At 63.4% G+C, this 19456-nt stretch carries 15 protein-coding genes; all 15 read right to left on the bottom strand.

From position 1 onward, the window contains the following. Positions 1-424: 424 nt before the first annotated feature. The gene (locus AC3ISR_RS00865; RefSeq protein WP_463985099.1) at positions 425-1006 is read right to left on the bottom strand and encodes a hypothetical protein; all 582 of its coding nucleotides are present in this window, start codon (positions 1004-1006) and stop codon (positions 425-427) included. Positions 1007-1020: 14 nt separating this feature from the next. After that, positions 1021-1809 (bottom strand): signal peptidase I, encoded by a 789-nt coding sequence (gene lepB, locus AC3ISR_RS00860; RefSeq protein ID WP_463985100.1) that lies wholly within the window; start codon positions 1807-1809, stop codon positions 1021-1023. A 9-nt stretch (positions 1810-1818) separates the two neighbouring features. After that, positions 1819-2121, bottom strand: a complete 303-nt coding sequence (locus tag AC3ISR_RS00855; protein WP_192298543.1) for a hypothetical protein — start codon at positions 2119-2121, stop codon at positions 1819-1821. A gap of 84 nt (positions 2122-2205) precedes the next feature. Continuing rightward, positions 2206-4794, bottom strand: a complete 2589-nt coding sequence (locus tag AC3ISR_RS00850; RefSeq protein ID WP_463985101.1) for an autotransporter family protein — start codon at positions 4792-4794, stop codon at positions 2206-2208. Positions 4795-5408: 614 nt separating this feature from the next. After that, complete coding sequence (pgaD, locus tag AC3ISR_RS00845) at positions 5409-5891, bottom strand: poly-beta-1,6-N-acetyl-D-glucosamine biosynthesis protein PgaD (protein WP_192298545.1); 483 nt, start codon at positions 5889-5891, stop codon at positions 5409-5411. 2 nt (positions 5892-5893) lie between these two features. Further along, on the bottom strand, positions 5894-7234 hold the full coding sequence (gene pgaC, locus AC3ISR_RS00840; RefSeq protein WP_192298546.1) for a poly-beta-1,6-N-acetyl-D-glucosamine synthase: 1341 nt from the start codon (positions 7232-7234) through the stop codon (positions 5894-5896). A 2-nt stretch (positions 7235-7236) separates the two neighbouring features. Next, entirely contained in the window at positions 7237-9234 is a 1998-nt protein-coding gene (gene pgaB / locus AC3ISR_RS00835; RefSeq protein ID WP_192298547.1) for a poly-beta-1,6-N-acetyl-D-glucosamine N-deacetylase PgaB, read from the bottom strand. A 12-nt stretch (positions 9235-9246) separates the two neighbouring features. Continuing rightward, complete coding sequence (gene pgaA / locus AC3ISR_RS00830) at positions 9247-11727, bottom strand: poly-beta-1,6 N-acetyl-D-glucosamine export porin PgaA (RefSeq protein ID WP_463985058.1); 2481 nt, start codon at positions 11725-11727, stop codon at positions 9247-9249. Positions 11728-12013: 286 nt separating this feature from the next. Further along, positions 12014-13510 carry a YdgA family protein gene (locus tag AC3ISR_RS00825; RefSeq protein WP_226456624.1) on the bottom strand — a complete coding sequence of 499 codons (1497 nt, stop codon included), beginning with the start codon at positions 13508-13510 and terminating at the stop codon, positions 12014-12016. A gap of 147 nt (positions 13511-13657) precedes the next feature. After that, entirely contained in the window at positions 13658-14290 is a 633-nt protein-coding gene (locus AC3ISR_RS00820; RefSeq protein ID WP_192298550.1) for an NADH:ubiquinone oxidoreductase subunit N, read from the bottom strand. Between the two features lie 94 nt (positions 14291-14384). Then, a complete protein-coding gene (locus AC3ISR_RS00815; RefSeq protein ID WP_226456622.1) occupies positions 14385-15827 on the bottom strand; it encodes an efflux transporter outer membrane subunit in 1443 nt (480 codons plus the stop codon). Further along, on the bottom strand, positions 15824-16696 hold the full coding sequence (locus tag AC3ISR_RS00810; RefSeq protein ID WP_192298552.1) for an efflux RND transporter periplasmic adaptor subunit: 873 nt from the start codon (positions 16694-16696) through the stop codon (positions 15824-15826). Before AC3ISR_RS00810 ends, AC3ISR_RS00815 begins: the two co-directional genes overlap by 4 nt. After that, positions 16693-16902: a DUF1656 domain-containing protein gene (locus AC3ISR_RS00805; protein WP_010214247.1), complete on the bottom strand. Its 210-nt coding sequence runs from the start codon at positions 16900-16902 to the stop codon at positions 16693-16695. The genes AC3ISR_RS00810 and AC3ISR_RS00805 overlap by 4 nt, the downstream gene beginning before the upstream one ends. Continuing rightward, positions 16899-18977 (bottom strand): FUSC family protein, encoded by a 2079-nt coding sequence (locus AC3ISR_RS00800; RefSeq protein ID WP_226456621.1) that lies wholly within the window; start codon positions 18975-18977, stop codon positions 16899-16901. Before AC3ISR_RS00800 ends, AC3ISR_RS00805 begins: the two co-directional genes overlap by 4 nt. Next, positions 18974-19384, bottom strand: a complete 411-nt coding sequence (locus AC3ISR_RS00795) for a MarR family winged helix-turn-helix transcriptional regulator (RefSeq protein WP_192298554.1) — start codon at positions 19382-19384, stop codon at positions 18974-18976. The genes AC3ISR_RS00800 and AC3ISR_RS00795 overlap by 4 nt, the downstream gene beginning before the upstream one ends. Positions 19385-19456 lie beyond the last annotated feature (72 nt).

Raw genomic sequence — 19456 nt, 5'->3', positions numbered from 1 at the left:
TCCCACAGGGGATTGGCAGTGTCTGGGCTATCTCCAGCCGAGCACTGACAGCCCAGCAACCCCAATCACCTGTGGGAGCGGGCTTGCCCGCGAAAGCGGTGGTTCAGACAACACCTCTACCAACAGTGCCGCCGCCTTCGCAGCCTCGCTAGGGCTCGACAGCTCCCACAGGGGATGGGCAGTGTCTGGGCTATCTCCAGCCGAGCACTGACAGCCCAGCAACCCCAATCACCTGTGGGAGCGGGCTTGCCCGCGAAAGCGGTGGTTCAGACAACACCTCTACCAGCAGTGCCACCGCCTTCGCAGCCTCGCTAGGGCTCGACAGCTCCCACAGGGGATGGGCAGTGTCTGGGCTATCTCCAGCCGAGCACTGACAGCCCAGCAACCCCAATCACCTGTGGGAGCGGTGGGTCGACCAACCGATCTACTGAGGCCGGCACACGTTGTATGCCTGATTCTCGGCAACTTCCTCCATGTGATGCCCTATCACCGTATTGAGCACCAACTGCCGCTCCGACTTCCCGGTGGGGCGGTACGCCGAGCCCTGGGCATCGGTCTGGATCTTGAAGCCGCTACCCGCCAGTTGCTTGACCAACTGCAAGCGCCTGGCCTGATCACCGTTGCCGCGATGGTCGCTCGGCGATAGGAAAATGATGCGTTCGCGCTGCAACAGCCACACCGGGCGGTCACTGTGCTCGCTTTCAAACACGTAGGCGCAGTCCACCGCCGCGGCCGGGAAACTGGCCTTGCGCACATAGTGCCCGCCCTCATAGCCCACCAACGTCACCAGCCCAGGCTGCACCACGGCAATCGCGTCCTCGGTCTGCACGCCGTTTTGAATGCCGTAGTTCGAATACGCCCAACGCAATGGAATGAACTGCGCCGCCGTGGCGCCAAGCGCGAGGTCGTTGTTGATCCGCGCCTGATCTTCGGCGCCGCGATAAGGCACGCCCTGGCAGCCGGCAAGTGCGACCAGGCAGAGCAGCGTCAAGGTTCTGGTGAGCATCCGAGAAGTGCTGATCACGGAAATCGCGTCCCGATCCGCGCCCGCTCGCTGGAGAACCAGATCCCGGTGATCTTGCCGACCACATCGGCTTCGGCAACCTGGCCCATGAAGCGACTGTCGTTGCTGTTGTTGCGGTTGTCGCCCAGCAAATAGACGTGACCCGGTTCGACTTTAAGCGGCGCCAGTTCCATCGACGCAGCGCCGTTCACGCTATCCGCCGGTGCGTGGAACAGGCCGAGGTTTTCGCCATTGTGGATCAGCTCGCCGTTGACGATGGCCAGGGTATCGCCGCCCACACCGGCGACGCGCTTGATCGCCTCGGTGCCGTTCCAGCGATACACCACGATGTCGCCGACTTTCGGCGCACCCGGCTTGAGATCGGCGATGACGTAGTCGCCCACCGACACTGTCGGCGACATCGACCCGCTCGGAATGTAGTAGTTCTTGAAGCCCAGCAACGGCACCCGCAGCACTTCCAGCAGCACGAAGGTCAGCACGATCAGCACGCCCACATACAGCGCGTGGAAGCGTTTGCGCGGCACGTCCGGCGGGCCATCGTAGCGCTTGGCCAACACCGCCGAGACGATGGCTGAACCAAGCTTGACCGCGACCACAAAGGCGAAAAACACGTACAGCCCGATAGGCGAGGCGATCAGACCGCATGCACCGAGCAAGATCACCCCGCCGTACATAAACGCGGCGACCCAGATCGCCCATTTGAGACGGCCCACGTAGACCAGCCCCCAGCCCGCCACCAGGCAGGACATCAGGAAGGCTTGAAGGGGGAGTTTTGCGGGTTTCATGGCGGGTCCTCAAGGAAAATTGGTGTCCACAAAGTGTTGCGCGAAATCTTCAGCGTTGATCGCGGTGCCAGCGTTGGCGAACTTCTCGACGTTGGCCTGCCATATTGCCCGGATCTTGTCGGCAACGGTCGCCGGGAAATCCATTTGCACCTCGATCACTGACTGCCAACTGCCCGACGTGCCATACACCTCATGCAGCTTGGGTTCCATGGCGCGCAAGGTGGCCTGCTGCTCATCACTCAGCTCACCGATGGCGGCCAGGACATAGCACTCCAACAGCCGCAGAAACGGCTTGCCTTCATATCGCCTCATAATCCCTCTCCAAAATCACACCGAACCCCATGGCGAGGGAGCTCCCTCGCCACAGGTACCGTGTTTACCCTTGATTGGGCAAGGTTAGAACGCGTACCGCGCCTTGAGCATCACCCCATCAGCGTCAAACCCACTGCGCGCCTGGCGCGTGTAGCTGGCGCCAACGGTGAAGTCCGACACCTGGTAATTCACGCCCACGCTGGCTTCGTAGCTGTCACGCGCCACCGACGCGCCGGTGACGGTAAACGCCGAACCACCCAACACATAGTTGGAGGTTTGCGCGACACGATCCCCCATCAGGTCGTGATACGCCATCAGCGTCGCTTCCGGCTGCACGCTGCCCGCGCCCATCGGCAGGTTACCCGCCAGGCGCACACCGGCGCCCAACTCGCCCACTTCATAGCGCTGCGAACGTGTGCTCAGCGCGGCCGACGAACCCTTCTCGTCGTAACCGTCCATGCACACGCTGGCGTAACGCGCAGCCACACGAGGCTCGATCACCACCGCCTGCGACGGCTTGAAGCTGTAGCCGCCGATCACACTGGCCGACAACACATTGCTGTCGTAGCTGCCCTTGGCCGTGGTGCCGGCGATGTGGCGTTTGCTCTGGTTGTCGTTATGGCCGTAGCTGAGGCTGCCGTCGACAAACCAGTCTTGCAGCGACCAGTTACCGTACAGCGACAGCGCGTGGCCCTCGACGTCGGTCTTGTTGCCCTGGTCGGAATGGATGTTGGAATTGAGGTAGCTGTAGGCCACGCCCAGGGTGGTGGTGTCGTTGACCCGACCGTCCACACCCACCGCCATGCCGCTGCTGTTGGCCGAGTAGCCGTTGGCGCCGCCTCGACCGTCCTGGTCCATGTTGCTGCTCAGGCCCTGCACCCACACGCCACCGCGCTGTCGTTGTTCACGTTGCTCGGTGAGGCGATTGAAGATCGCGCCGTTGACCACGGTTTGCCCGGACAAGGCCACATCCAGCGCACCGCGATTGACGTCCGGCTTGAGCTGGTCGCTGATCTGCGCCAGTCGCTCGGCCGTACTGGCGTTGGCCAGGGCCTGGAACACCTGGTCATCGCTGCCGAGCTGGCTCAACACACCATTCTTGAAGCGGTTGACCGCCGTGGCCGACGCCGCGCTGGCGCCGACGGCGGCGAGGTCTTGCTGGACTTGCCCGTCGGCCTTGACCGCCACCACGGCCTTGACCGTCTGCGCATCGGCCGAGTAGCTGAGCACGTCGAGCAGTGCCGAAGAACTACTCACCGACAAGCCGTTGTCTTGCACCTGGGTGGCTTGCAGCAGGGTGTATTGCGTGCCGTCGTGGGTGCTGGCGAAGTCGCCGGGGTTGGCGCTCACGGTCAGCTTCGAGGCGTCGGCGAAGGTGGCGGTGCCGTTGACGGTCAGGTAGGCGCTGGTCGGCACCACGCGGTCGGACAGGTGCATGTCGATGCCCGCACCGTTGGCGACGTTGAGGTCGCCAGTGATGCTGGTGCCCTGCGCAGAGAGGTTCAGCGAGCCCGAGTTGATCGAGACCGGCGCGCTGATGCGCGTGCCGGTGAAGTTCGCTTGGCCGGCGACGTTGACCGCGTTGAGGTTGAGCAGGTCGCCGACGATGGCGCCGCCGGTCCAGTTCAGCGTCGCCAGGTTGGCGGCGTCCACGGCAACCCCGGAGTTGCTGCGGATTTCGCCGGCTTGCTGGTTGATCTCGAACGGCGAGGTCTGTTCGCTGGCGTTGACCAGGATCGCAGTGCCGTCTGCGGTGATGGTGCCGCGGTTGACGATACCTCGGGCGCCGCTCGCACTATTGGCAGCGAAGGTGGCACCGCTGAACTCGAAGGCACTGGCATCGGTGCCCTTGGCTTCAAGCGTGCCGGTGTTGAGGATGTAATCGATGGTGCCGTTGTAAAACAGCACGCCGCGCGCCGCGCTGCCGTCGGCAGAAACCAGCCCACTGTTTTCGATACGCAGCGCGCTGGTCGCGGTTTCCACTTCAATGCCCAGGGCGTCCTCACCCGTGGCGATGATCGAGCCGGAGTTGAGGATCTTGCCGCCGATGGTGGTCGGGGTGGCGCCGTCGACATCAAGGATCAAACCCGTGGCGCCACGGCCATCCATGTTGATCACGCCGGTGTTGGAAACGTCGCCGCCAATGGTGGTGCCGTGCAGGTAAATGCCTTCGCCACCGCCCACGAAACCCAGCGTCGGTGCATTCGGCAGCGGCGCCGTCGAGCGGATCGTGCCCGAGTTGATCACACTGCCGCCAATGGTCGCGTCACCGATCTCCAGCCCTTCATAACCGCCATGGCTCATCAGGATATTACCGGCCTGAATCACATCCCCCGTGATGGTGCTGGGGGGCAGGTTGTTCGGGCCGGTCCAGTACATCGGGTCGATGGCCATCGCACGGATCGTTTTGCCTTGCGAGTCCAACGTAATGTCGGCGCGGTTGATCAGCGAACCCTGGATGTGGGTATCGGTAAAGCCCAGGCCCGCCGGCAGGGTAGTGCTGGGGTCGACCACTTGGGAGAGCTGCCCGGTGATGGTCACAGGCTCATTGAAGGTCTCACTGGCCCAAATATTCTTGCCCTGCCCCAGGTCGAACTCCACGGCCAGCACCTGGGTGCTGATCGCGCCGACCATGAGAGCCAACAGGGTTTTCTGGAACGGCTTGCGCTTCATTTCTAACTCCATGAACTACGGGTCATTGCCGCCAATACGCCCGACGGCAGTAGGTAAAACGAGTGAATGGATCAATTGATCCGCGTGCATTCCCCCCAGGTGCCCGCCTAAAACCCAGACGCACGAAGACGCACCGCAAGGGGCGGTGGCAGGCAGGGGAATAGAGGGGAGAGGTTCACATCAATCCTTAATGTCATTTGAAAACGCTGCAGTCCATGCAGCCCGACCGCTTGTGGGCGGGCGGGGTAGAGACCCCGGGATAAACGAAATGTTCAAATGGTGTAGAGGTGGGAGCTGGGTTTGTGAACGGGGTCGCAGACCCGGCGCGTGAGGTTCTGCCTCACCTGAGCGGTCAAGCGACTGAGCACTGGGCCAGAGGGCCGCTTTGAGGAGGTTTGGCTATGGCCTGATCTAGGTCGCCTTGCCGAAATCCAGAATGAACCCCGACAAATAAGCCAGAAACCCGACGGGACTGTAGTGAGCGGGCTTGCCCCGCGCTGGGCGGCGCAGCCGCCCCAAACGGGACGCCGCGGTGTTTCAGAAAGACCGAGGTGTCTGGACCTGGGGCGGCTGCGCCGCCCAGCGCGGGCAAGCCCGCTCACTACAGGCTTGGATCAACTGGCGTCTTTGTTGCGATCCTGGCCGGGCACCAGGGTCAATGTGGGTTTTTCCACGTCGCGGGAGACGTGGGATTTCACTTCTTCCACACCGCCCTCTTCGTCGTTGTGGATCACCAGCACACCGGGTTTGCGCAGTTGTTCCAGATCACCCGCGCCGAGCTTGAAGCTCTCGCTGAGGTGCGTGTCGCTGAGCGCGTTGGCCTCGGCGCGGCGCTGGGCGAATTTGCGGCCTTTGCGTTGCTGGTAGCGCGCCCAGGTGACCAGGATCAGCGCGTTGAACAGCGCGATCCACAGATAGATCTGCAAGGTGTTGAGCGCCGCAAAGATGGGCGCCTCGATGCGCGGCCCGCCGTGGGTCTCGAGCATCGCGCCGATCCCGCGTGCCAGCAGCCAGATCAACCCGGCCCAGGCGGCCAGGGTCAGCACCACATCGACGATCCACATCACGGTGTTTTGGCGAGTTCTGACCAGTTTCATGATCACACCTCCTCGTTGGCGGGTTTGATCCCACGATCCGGGCTGACCCAGCGCGCGCGCTTCTGGTGCTGGTTGAACAGCACCTTGGGAAAGCTGACCAATGTAGTGAACAAGCTGACCAGCCAGAACACCATCGGATACCACACGGTCCAGAACAGGGTTTTCCACAGGTCTTTTTCGTAGCGCCGGTCAATCAGGATGCTCACGGCAAACTGCACCAGGCACACCATCGCCAGCACCAGGCCGGTAAACGCCGGGGGCACCAGGGAGTCCACGGCAATCGCCGGTGGCAGCACCATGAACTTGCCCAGGCCCCAGAAGATCACCGAGAGCAGGAAGGTGAACGCCCAGCCGGTGGACAGGCAGTATTCGAACAACAGCGGCCACAGGTAGCGATGGCGCCATTGCCAGATGCCACGGATGTTCTTGAACAGCACTTCGGCGCCGCCCTGGGCCCAGCGCAGGCGCTGTTTCCACAGGCCGCCGACGGTTTCCGGCATCAGGATCCAGCACAGCGCACGCGGCTCGTAGAAGATCGCCCAGTGATCGAGTTGTAGCTTCCAGCTGACGTCGATGTCCTCGGTGATCATGTCGGTGCTCCAGTAGTCGATGCGGTCCAGCGCCTTCTTACGGAACGCCACCACCACACCGGACACCGTGAAGATGCGCCCGAACACCCGCTGCGTACGCTTGATCAAACCGATGATCGAGGAGAACTCGCCCACCTGCACCCGCCCGATCAAGGTCGACCGCGTACGAATGCGCGGGTTGCCGGTCACCGCGCCCAGGCGTGGGTTGTCGAGCATCGGCGCCACCATATAGGCCGCCGCATTGCGGTCGAGCAATGCATCGCCGTCGATGCACACCAGGAACTCGCTGCGCGCTGCCACGGCGCCCATGCGCAAGGCCACCGCCTTGCCCTGGTTCTGCGCCAGGTGCAACACGCGCAGGCGCGGGTGTTCCAGGGCGAGGGCATCGAGCACGGCGGCGGTGTTGTCCTTGGAGCCGTCGTTGACCGCGATCACTTCGATGTTCGGGTAGACCTGGTCCAACGCCGCATGGATGGTCTCGGCCGCGTTATCGCCCTCGTTGTAGCAGGGGATGATGATCGAGATCAGCGGGTTGCCGGCCAGGGTCGGCGCCGGGGTGTCTTCTTCCCACGGCCAGTGGCGCTCCCAGTGCAGCCAGAAATACAGGCCGCCGGCGATCCACAGTGCCGACATGAACAGCGGGTAGAAGAACACGAAGTCCATCAGGAACTGCCCGGTGACCAGGAAGATCAGGCCCAGGGGCACGCCCAATACCAGCGCCAGTACGAATATAGCCAGGATTCTGTCGAACATGGTCAAGGGTTCCATTGATTGGAAAGGGCCGGACGCACGGTCTTCAGGTCCGGGGAGTTTTCCAGGAAGTTGTCCGGGTAGTAGCCAAAACTGGTGACCCCCTGGCGCTTGAGTACACCCATCCATTGCGCCATCTGGTCGCTGTCAATGTCCGGCGCGGCCTTGGTGCGCCAGTCTTTGGCTTGCAGTTCAAACACGGTTTTGTTCAGCGCACCGGGGCGCGCCTTGACCGTGGCGACCAGTTTTTCCAGCCAGGCGTTGGACGTCTTGTACTCCTGGCCTTCCATCAACGGCATGGCCATCGGCGCGGTCCAGTCGTAGGTCTGGAGGAAATCATCGAGGTTCTGTGCGAACCAGGCTTCGCTCTGCGGATTGAGCATCGGCTCGGCGAAGATATTGCGCGCAGTCAGCACCTGCGGCCCGGCAATGGCGCGGACTTTGCCGGTCAGCTCATTGGTGAAGTCGATCAGGTAGCGGCTCTTGAAACGGGTCCAGCGCTGCATCACGGCCGGGTCGGCGCGCAGGGCTTGGATGCTGCCGGGCAAGCCTTGCGCGACATAGGCCTTGAGCGCGGCGGGGCTGGCATCTTCGAAATCATTGAACACCGCGTCGTCGTGATACAGCACGCCATCGATGGCACTGTTGCGCGCCAGGTCCTCGTAGATCTCGCCGATGATCTTGCGCACCTGCGGGTCGAACGGCGACAGGCGCTGGTATTGATCCGGGTCGAGGCCGATTTGCCCGGTTTTCGGGTCCCAGCGCGTCACGCGCGGCAGCTTGGGATCGAGGGCGAAACTCAGCACCGGCATCCACGCATACACGGCGGCATGGGCACGGGTGTGCAGTTGCCAGGCAACGCGGTTGAACAGGTCGGCGCGCACCGGCAGGTGACGGTTGGGGAAGTACACCGAGTGCACCAGGCCGTCACCCTTGGGGTCGGCGAAGGCTTGCAGGAAGACCGTGCTTGCGCCCATGTCCAACACGCGCTGCACCAACTGGTCGAGGTTGCGCGCTTGCTGGGCTGCGTCCGGGTCATACACGTTGTCCAGGTCCACATGCATCACCCGCAGCGGCGCCGGGGTTTGCACCGCGACCATGCTGTTGGCGAAGTGCTCGCCGTCCGGGTCGGAGGCCACCAGAAAGCGCGGGCTGTTCATCAGGTCGCCGAGGTTGTCGAGGCCGTCTTCCAGGGTCAGGGCCATCTGGTAGCCCTGTTCGGCGACGATCGACAACGTGGTGCCTTTGGCGGCGCCGTATGGCCACACCCATACCCGTGGTTTTTTGCCGGTGACGGCCTGGATCTTGTTGGAGATAGCCGTGACGTCCGCACGCATCCGCGCCTGGAACTGCGCCTGGGTTTCGTAGCGGCCGGTGGCCGGGTCATAACGCAGCGAGGCCGCCGCCGGTTCCAGGTTGCCCTGGGGGTTGGCGAGGATCCCGGTGTGGCTGGCATCGGTGTGCGCGGCCACTTCCACCAGACCGGACTGCGACACTTCACGGATCTGCTGCCAGGTCAGGAATTCACCCCGTGGACGTGGCACACCGGCAAAATCCACGGGTTTATCCAGCGGCGTATCGATCCAGTAGCCCACCGGCGCCAGCACGGCATGCCAGTTATAGGCGCGCAGAATCGGCATCACGCGGGTGTAGAAGCTTGAATAGCCGTCATCGAAGCTGAGCATGATGGCTTTGGGCGGCAACGGTGTGCCGCCACGGCGGGCGGCGAGGATCTGATCGACGCTGACCGCCTGGTAGCCGTTCTCGCGCAGCCAGGCCAACTGCTCGATCAAACGTTCGGTGCGTACCGCCACCACCGCCTGATCGGGGTCGCGGTCCTCGACGTCGTGGTAGGCAATGCCCAAGAAGTGGTTCTTCGGCCACGGCAATTCGTTGGGCGCGATCGGCCGCTCGGCGGGTGGGGTGAAAGGCGCGGGTTGCTGGGCACAGGCACTGGCCAGCATTACGCCCAGGATCAACAAGCAACGGCTGAGGACGGTCATGGTCAGGCTCTTCTAGAAACGGTAAGTGAGGTCGACGAGCAGGCGCAGATCGCGTTCGCGATTGCCGTCGTAAGGTCGGCTGATCAGGCTCAGGTTGGCACCGGCTTCCAGCACGTCGTTCCAGCGGTAGCGTTGGCCGTAGCCCACCAGCCCGATGCCGCCGGTGGAATAATCCTGCTGGCTATAGGTACCCGCACCGACCTGGAACTGCTGACTCCACTGAGTCTCGTAGCGGTGATAGAGCACATGATTGATGTTGATGACCGGCAGCACGGTGAAGTCCGACTTCGGGTTGAAGTACACCGTGTCTTCCTTGCTGTTGCGGCTGGCGCCGACCTCCAGGCCCAGGTCCACTTGCACCCGTGGTGAGCTGTAGAGGCCTTCGCGGCCGCTGAGCAGGGCTTCGAAACGGTCGTTGCCGTCACTGAAATGGGACGGGCTGAGGGTCAGTTTCCACTCGCGGCTTTCATTGGCGCGCCAGCGCACAAAACCGCTGCCGCCGTTGGCGGTGATGCCGGCATTCAACGCCCGCAGTGGCGTGGTGGACAGCAGATAACCGAGGCTACCGCCGTATTGCCAGTTGTCGTTGATGTCACGGGCAATCGACACCGCGGCACCTTGCTTGCTGCCATCGCCGTAGGAATGGTTGGAAACTTCGGCCTCCAGGGTCATGTCGCGGGTACGCCGTTCGACGCCCACGGTCTGCCAGCGGTGATGGCCCGTGCCTTCTTCAAAGTCGGCGGTGGCGTAACCGGCACCGGCGAACAGGCGCCAGTCTTCGTCAATCGGCGGCGTGTAGATACGGCTTTCAATGCCCCAGTCACGGCTGCCCGAGACGGCACCGGCCGCGCTGTCGCTACCGCCGCCAAAGCTCTTGCCGGTGTAGGCCTCGACGCGCAGCTCGGCCATGTCGTGCACATCGCGCAACCGGCTCAGACGCTGCACCTGACGGCTGTCCGGGTTGCGAGCGAGCACGTCGTCGGTGAGCACGTCGAGCTGGCGCCACTCCTGCAAATCCATCGCGGTGTAGGCCTGGCTGACTTCCAGGCCGATGTCACGCGGCACCTGGGCTTCGGTTTCCTTGAGAATGCCTTCGGCGCGCCGTGGCAAGTCGCGGGCGCGGTACATGTCGGCCTGGGCCAGGCGCAGGCCGACGTTGCCTGGGGCCTTGTCGACCAACGCGTCCAGGCTGGACTCGCTGCCCGGCAGGTCGCCGCCGTACACGCCGGACTGGGCCGACAGTTGTTGCGCATCCATCCAGGCGTCGTTGGGATTGCCGATGGGCAAGCCTTTGAGTTCAACCCGTGGCTTCTGGCTGGTGGCGAGGCCTTTGGCGACTTCGACCGCCTCTGTGCCCCTGTCGCTTTCCTGCAAGGCGTAGAACAGCGCCGTGGTGTCTTCGACCCGATCATCCGGCTCGGCATCCGGCGCACTCAGGGCCTGACGATACAGCGGCTCGGATTTCTCCGGCTGGCGCTGATCGAGGTAGGACGCGGCCACCCAACGCACGGCATAGGTGGGCAATTGCACGCCTTCGGCGGTGAGGGTTTCGTACTCGCGGATCACTTCGGCGGTACGTGCGCGGGCCTTGAGCGCACCCAGGCGGTCGATGCGCCAGCGCACTACGTCGTCGTGGGCGCTGGCGTCCGGGGTCCAGCGGGCGAGCAGTTTGTCGTAGTCCTGCAGGGCACGGTCGGCGACGACATAGCGTTCGTTTTCCGAACGCGTGGCGAACTCGGCCATGCGCACGCGTTCGGCGGCGAGGTCACCTTCCAGGCGACGCTGGGTCACCGGGTCGACCAGGCCCGGGCGCTTGGCCGACAGGCGCAGGGCCGGTTCCGGCATGCGGGCCTTTTGCAAGGCGACGATGTATTCGCGGGCAACTTCCGGTTTATCCCCGGCATGCAGGAAGGCCTGGTCGAACTCGAACAGCGCGTCATAGTTGAAGCCCGCGCGGGTCAGCGCGTAGCCCAGGGCCATGCGCCGGTTCGGATCATCGGGCTTGGCTGCCACCAGCGCACGAGTGCGCTGCACGGCTTCGGTGATGTTGCCGCCGTCGGCCTGGGTCAGGGCCAGGCCCAGTTGCAGGTCGACATTGTTCGGGTCACGCAGCAGCGCCTGGCGATACACCGCCTCGGCTTGCGCCCACTGCTTCTGATTGCGATAGGTGCGCGCCACGGTGGCGAGCGCCTGGGGCGTCAAGGTGCGATTTTCACCCTGAGCCTCGTACACCTTGAGCACTTCGGTATCCTGCCCTGCCCAACCGGCGATAACCAGGTGATCACTGATCTGGCCCGGCGTCTGGCGCTCGGCAGGCAACTGGCGCAATTGAGTCAGGGCCGGCGTGAAATTGCCGTTGCGGGCCTGAATGATCAGGGCATCGTAGGCAGGGTCGGCCACGGCGAAGGCTGGCACCAATAACTGGCTGCACAAGGCTGCCCCGATGAGCAGTCGCAACCGGCCTGAAGCACTGAGTGGTAGGTTTCGCAGCATATCGTGAGCTTCCTTACACACGGAAAGCTGTAACGATAGGTGGTCCTGAGCGATTTGCATCAGGGTGTCGGCGTCTAGTGACCCGACCTAGCTTTCCTGTAGGAACTATCCCTTAGGAAAGTAGGGAAAAGGCCAATTCATAACAATTGTTCAGAATTGGTGGGGAATCTGAAAAGCCAATGGGGGGACGGACTTACCTGTGATAACGGGGTCAGTGTCGACTGTTTGACCCCGTTCACACGCACGCCCGCCCCCCATTATTTATTTGCGGGTGATGGCGAAATTTTTACTGCGCGCCGCTCACCGCACCGGCTTTGGCCAACACGAAACCAATGAATTGCTCAACGCTCATCTTCTGGCCGTTGAAGGTCACTTCGTTGTTGGCGTAGTGCAACTGGGACACCACGTCATTGCCGACCAGGGTCGCCAGTTGGGTGCCGACGGCCATGCCGCTGACCATTTCAGAAGCCATCTGCGCTTGCTGCTCGACGGCTTTCGGATCGGTCACGCCACCGGCCTGGGCTTGCAGGGCGGCGATGTCGGCGATCATGGGCTTGGACAGGGTCAGGTTGGCATCCAGCAACGCAATGATCTGCTTGCCCAGCTCAACAGGTGGCAGCTCCATGGACGCAGGCTTGGCCAGGTCCAGGACCAGGTTGAACTTGCTTTCGCCGTGGGCGGTTTTCAGCGACAGGTTTTCCAGCGCCACTTGCGGCTTGGCGGCCAGCAGTTGGTTGACGTTGGCTTCGGCCAGGGTCTGCTCGGCTTCGGTCAGTTGCAGTTCCGGCACCGGTTGCCCGGCAGCGGCGGCGGCTTGCACCGGCTGCATCTTGTCCTGGTACAGCTTGGTCAGCAGCAGGCCCGACGGCACGTCGATGTTCTTCACGCTCACGGCCATGGCGGCGGAGCCGACCGGTTTGCCCTGGAAGCCGATCGCGTCGATCTTGTAGTCGACGCGGCCAGCCATGTTGTTGTCTTTGACGTCGCTGGTGTCTTTCTGCTCGAAGCCCTTGAGGGTCAGCACGGTTTGTTGCGGGCCGAAGGTCAGCTTGGTGTCGGTCAGTTCAACGGTGTTCTGCCCGGTGTAGAAGCCGAAGGTGGATTTTTCCAGGTTGCTGGCCACGGTCAGGCCGGACAGGTCGGCGGCAAAGGGCGTGCCGTTGCCATCGACGGCGTTCAGCTTGAGGCTGTTCATGAAGCCGTCGACCTTGACCTTCTTGCCTTCGGCGCTGCTGTCGAAGTCCAGGTTCAGACCGGAGAAGCTGGCGCTGGACGTGTCGTCCTTGTACTCCAGTGGCAGCAATTCGAGATTACCGCTGACCGAACGGCTGTAGCCGATATTGGCCACGCCCTTGAGCGGCGACACGTCTTTGGCGGCGGCGAACCATTTTTCGGTGGTGGCGTTCTTTTCCAGCGCGTAGTGACTGGTGGCCATGACCGGCAGCCACTTCAGCGACACCAGACGCGAGAACGGCAGCGGGCCGTGTTCGATGTGGTCGACGAAGAGCAGTTCCGGGTTCGGGTTCTGCTCACCGAAGAACGAGCCCTGGGCCTTGAGGCGATAGTGCGCGGTACTGCTGAACAAGCCACGGTCGAGGGAGACCAGCTCCAGGTCCAGACGCCCGTCGACGCCGGCCATGGAACGTTGCAGTTCCTTGTTGGCGTCCTGCACCGCCGTTTGCAGCACCGGCTCCAACTGCTTGCCGGTGTACCAGGCACCGCCTGCACTGACGACGCCAACGGCGACAACAAAACCCAAAAGAACTACGGCTGGCTTATTCATGAAGTGACCTGATCAAATCCTGTGAGAAGTGGGCTGTCTTCCTTGAACCCTGAAAGGGTTGGCTCAAGCCCGCCAAAAGCGGGGGAAGATTAGCACTGGCGGCCGCGAACGGCCCAGCTTTTCAGAGGGGTCAGGCCAGCAGATGGTTCACGAATATTCCGAGTCGATCTCATCGAGCTGGTGATCAAAACTCTTCAAACGCGCCGTCCAGGTGTACACCAGCACCTCAAACTCGCGGTGGATCACCGCATTGCCGGGGGTGTCGGCCTTGGGGTCGCAGAAGTCCAGTTGGTAGCGCTCCCGCGCCATTTGCGCGGCGACGTCGGACAATTCCCGCGCATTATTCAGCCAATGCCTACCGTCGGCGACTTGCTGATCCAGGGCCACGCACTGTTTTTTCAGGGCTTCGAGGCTTTTTTCCAGGGGCGTGCCGGTGAGTTCACCCATGACTTCCTGGAAGGTGCGCCCAGGCTGCCAGTAGCTGCCCCAGAAATAGCGGTCGAACACGGTTTCGACGCGGCGCAGGGCGACCTTGGTGTCCCAGATCGCCACGCGGGTCTTGCCCTGTTCGAGCAGCCGACGTTTGATCCGATGGTTCTGGTAGGACGCCCAGGCCACCACGCCGATGGACAAGGTACCGATCACCAGGCAGGCGCTGTCGAGGAACACCATGGCCTTGTCGATTTGATGGGCGAGCATGACGCCATAGAAGTAGGCAGCCGATAACAACACCAGTGCGAAGAACACGCACCAGAAAGCGGGAGCATAAGGGTTTTTCATTATTGGAATCCCCATGAGCAAACGCGAGCAGTGTCAGGTGAGCGCCGTTGCCTGAAAAGCCACGGCGTTCACCTGACAAAGCATAGCTATTCGCTCAGGGTTTGCTGGCTTGCGCCGCTTGCGTTCGTCCGCTTTCCCAACCGCCGCCCAAGGCCAGGAACAGATCGATCTGGCTCATGGCAACCTGGGTGTTCGCCGCCGCCAGTTGCGCCCGTACATCGGTGTAGGTGCGGGTGGCTTGCAGGTCGGCGAGGAACGACGCGCGGCCGGCCTGGAAGAAGCGGTGCGTCTGGTCCGCCGCTTCCTTGGCCGACTCGCCGGCTTCGTTCAAGGCGTCGCGACGCTGCAACTGCGCGGTGTATTGCGCCAGGCCCGTCTGGGTTTCGCGGATGGCGTTGAGCACCACCCCGTCGAAATGCGCCAGGGCGCCCTGGGTCGCGGCTTCGGCTTCGTGGATACGTGCGCGGGCGCCGTTGGTCGGCACGGTCCAGCTGATCAACGGGCCGAAACCCCAGCGGTTGGTCGGTGCAGTGCCGAGGTTTTCCAGAATGCCGACGGTGCCGACCGTGGCGCCGATGCTGATGTCCGGGTACAGCGCGCCGGTGGCCACGCCGATACGCGCCGTCGCTGCCGCCAACTGGCGTTCAGCCTGGCGCACATCGGGACGCCGCTTGAGCAGCGCGGCGCCGTCGCCCACCGGCAGTAACTGGGCGATGTGTGGCAGCTCGGCACAGCTGCCGGTGCCCGCCGGCAATTGATCCACCGGCTTGGCCAGCAGCATCGACAGACGGAACAGACCGGCCTGGCGCGCCGCTTCGTAGCGCGGCATGTCGGCGCGCAAGGATTTGTATTGGGTTTGCGAGCGGGTCACCTGGGTTTCATCGCCGCGCCCGGCGTCGCGCAGGCGCTGGGTCAGGGTGGTGCTCTGGGCTTGCAGTTGCAGGGACTCGTTGGCAATCGCCAGTTCTTCGTTGGCCGCGCAGACCTGGGTGTAGGAACGCACCACGTCCGCCACCAGGGTGATGCGCGCAATATCGGCGGCGGCCTGGGCGGCATCAGCACTGGCCTGGGCGCTTTCGATCCCGCGCTGCAAGGTGCCCCACAGGTCGAACTGGTACGACGTGCTGATGCCGACACTGCCGATGTTCGCCACCGGCACTTTGTCTGCCAGCAAGAACGCCTCGCCGGATTCCTGCAAGCGCTGGGCCTCGGCCTTCACCCCGGCATTCCAGCCACCGGCGGATTCCGCCTGCTGCACCTGATACCGCGAACGCTGCAGGTTGGCGGCGGCCACGCGCAGATCGGTGTTGGAGGCCATGGCCTGGCGCACCAGTTCGTCCAGGCGCGCGTCGTTGTACAGTTTCCACCAGTCGGCCGGCACCGGCGCCGACACCACATTGTGGCCCTCGCCCGCGAGCTGCCCTTGCAGATCGCCGCGCTTCACCGCCGCTGCATCCGGCAGTTTGTAATCCGGGCCCACCGCCTGGCAGGCCGACAGCAACAACCCCAGCGCAGTGATGGCCAGCCGTTGCTTCATGGCTTGTCTCCAATGATCGACACCGTGGCCGTGCGTCCGGCGATCATGCGGAAGTCTGCCGGCACCTCGTCAAACGCGATGCGCACCGGAATCCGCTGGGCCAGGCGCACCCAGCTGAACGCCGGGTTGACGTTGGGCAACAGGTTGGCGCCGCTGCTGCGGTCACGGTCCTCGATACCGGCGACGATGCTCTGCACATGCCCGTGCAAACGGGCGTTGTCGCCGACCACTCGAATGTCCACGCCCATGCCGACGTGGATGCCGTCGAGCTTGGTTTCTTCGAAGTAACCGTCGATGTGGAACGAATTGCTGTCCACCACCGACAACACCGGACGCCCGGCGGTGACAAACTCCTGGCTGCGCGGCGCACGGTCGTTGACGTAGCCGTCCACCGGGCTGCGGATCACCGAGCGGTCGAGGTTGAGCTGGGCGGCGTCCACCGTCACCTGCGCTTCAGCCAGCGCCGATTGGGCACGGGCAACGCGGGACTGGCTTTCTTCCAGCTGCTCGCTCGGCACCAGGTTGCCCAGGCCACGGTTGCGTTTGTATTCGCGGTTGGCCTGGGCCAGGGTTTCCTGGCGGTCGGCGACGGCGGCCTGGGCTTGGCGCAGGGCCAGCTTGAAGCGGTCCTGGTCGACGGCGAAGAGCACCTGGCCCTTGGTCACCAGTTGGTTGTCACGCACCTCGACTTGCTGGATCAGCCCGGACACATCCGGGGCGATCTGCACGATGTCGGCGCGGATGTGCCCGTCGCGGGTCCACGGCGCAAACATGTAGTACATGACCATGCGCCACACCACGACGACCGCAAAGGTCACGATCAACAACGTGAGGACTACACGGCCGATGGTCAAAAACGGTTTTTTCATGTCATCAGGTATCGACTGAGTGAGTCCACCGCGCCCAGCAACAGCGCGTAGAGCCCCACGTTGAACAATGCCCGGTGCCAGACCAGGCGGTAGAAGTGGAGACGGGTCAACAACCCGTGCACCACCAGAAACAACACGTACGTAATGCCCATCAGCACCAGCAGCGTGGGCAGGAACACCCCGCTGATATCCAGATCACCGATCATAAAGGCGCTCCATCGGGTAGCGGCGCTTGCATCTCGGCGCCGCCAATGAACTCCACACCGGGCAACAACGCCAGGCGCAGGCCGGCCAGTGCGTGCAGCAGGTGCACGCGGGTATCGTCTTCGTCTTGCAGGCCCTGGCCGTTGAGCGCACGACGCGTGCGGTCGAGGGTCATCAGCAGACCGCTCGGCGCGGGCAAGCGTTCACCGGCCTTGAGGCAGGCCTTGAAGTAACCGCCGACACCTTCGACCACCTGGTTGAGCAGCACCCGTGGCACGCCAAGGATGCGCGGCGAGTAGGCCAGCAGGTCGAGCAGGTTCAGCGCCACGCGCAGGTCACGCAGGGCAATGCCGGTGTCCTGGCCGATGATCGCCAGGCGCGGCAGGTGCTGCATCAGGCGGTCGAGCATTTGCGCGGCGAGGTGACGGTGTTCGTTGAGGGTCGCCGGTTCAGTCATGCCGACGATGTCGTGCCAGCTGAAACGGGTCAGGCGCTTGGCCGCCAGCTCGGCACCGAAAGGCCGCGCGATCAGGGTCCACACAAACGCGAACAACAAGCCTACGGGCCCGGCCAGGTTGACGTTGGCGAAGTTGAGGAAGTCCGCGTCATACGCCCCTTGGATGCTGATGAACGACGAGGTGTTGACCAGCGTCAGCAGCATGCCCAGGTAGAAACGCGGCTGCACGGTGAGCGTGCCGATGCAGATGAACGGCAACGCGAACGCCAGCACCAGCATCGGAAAATCGTGCAGGTTGGGCAGCACCAAAAACAGATAAAGGCTGGCGAAGAGCACCGACATCGCGGTCCAGAAAAAAAATCGGTAGATCTGCGGCGCGGGGTCGTCCATCGAGGCGAAAAAGCTGCACGCCACGGCGGCGAGGATCACCGCGCTGCCGCCGTCGGTCCAGCCCAAGAGAATCCACAATACCGAGGCGACGATGATCGCGGTGACGGTGGAAAACGCCGAGTAGAACATCAGGCCACGGTCGAGGAACGGGGTCAGGCGACCGAGGCGCCAGTGGCGGTAAACGGCGCGCCAGGTAACCTGGCTTTCGCAGGCGATGGCAGCTTGCAGGCTGCGGCAGTCTTGCCACAGGTCGATCCATTCGCCGAGGCGATAGAGGGCGTTGGAGAACAGCAGCGTGTGGCGTTCGTCCAGCGCTTCGCCGCTGGGTTGCAGGGCTTCGAGTTGGTCGCGCAGGGCGCGCCAGCTGTCCAGCGTGGGGTTTTCTGCGCTGCTTTGCAGCCACTGGTTGGAGGCTTCCAACAGCGGCGTCAGTTGCTCGAGGTACTGCGGCGCACGCTGTTCGACGGCGTAGAGCGCGTCGTCGAGTTCTTCCACCACAGGCAGCAGGTGAATCATGCGCCCGCGCAGTTCCTTGGTGTTGCGCACCGTCTGCGGCCGCGCGCCTTCATGGGGCAACTGGCCGATCATCAGCTCCAGGGTGTTGAAGGTGGCGACCATACCGCCGCGCAGGCTGCTGACCTCTTCTGGCGTGACGTTGCGTGTCAGAAAGCGTTGGCTGTAGACCTGGGCGTCGGCAAACCATTTGCTCACCGAGCCATCGAACACCGGCGCCAGGCGGCGTGGCCAGAACATCGCGCCGACCACGGCGGCGACGGCGATGCCGAGGAAGATTTCTTCGGTGCGCGCTTCGGCCACGTCCCACACGGCCAGCGGGTTATCCACCACCGGCAGGGCGATCAGCGGCAAGGTGTAGCCGGCCAGCATCAGCGCATAGTTGTTGGCGGTGCGCAGGTGCATGGAGAGGAACAGCAAGATGCCGGTCCACAAGGCAATCACCACCACCAGCACATAGGGCGACTGCACGAACATCGGCACAAAAAACACCGCCGCCGCCGCGCCCATCAGGGTGCCGATGGCGCGGTACAACGCCTTGGAACTGGTGGGGCCGACAAACGGGCTGGAGACGATGTACACGGTGGCCATCGCCCAATAGGGGCGCGGCATCTGCATGAGCATGGCGATGTACAGCGCGATCATCGAGGCGGCGAAGGTGCGCACACCGTAGAACCAGTCGCGGGCAGGCGGGAAACCGGTAAAGAATCCGTTCAAAGGCTCGCCGCCTCGAAGGCCCGCAGCACGCGCAAGGCGGCTGCCATATCGTCGGGGGCGATGTCCGCCAGGACTTCCTTGCGCAGGCGCACCAGTTGCACTTCCACCGCCTGCACCAGTTCACGGCCACGCTCGGTGAGGCTCAGGGCCTTGGCGCGGCGGTCGTGAATGTCTTCGGTGCGGCACACGTAGCCGCCGTTGCACAACTGGTCGAGTAGGCGCACCAGCGACGGGCTCTCCATCCCCGAAGCCTGGGCGACTGTTACCTGATGCACACCGTCGCCCAGGCGGCCGATCATCAACAGCGGCACCGCGCAGGCTTCGGAAATGCCGTAGCTCACCAGCGTGGTCTGGCAGATTTTGCGCCAGTTACGGGCGCCCACCACCATGCTGCTGCTGAGGTTCATGTGAAGTTGTTCGAGGGATTGAGGCACTGGATAGTTCGCATACAGTTAGTTTGCTAACTATCAATATGGTGG

Source organism: Pseudomonas sp. GL_117 (genome assembly GCF_057835125.1).
This window is presented reverse-complemented; position numbering and strand designations above follow the sequence as displayed.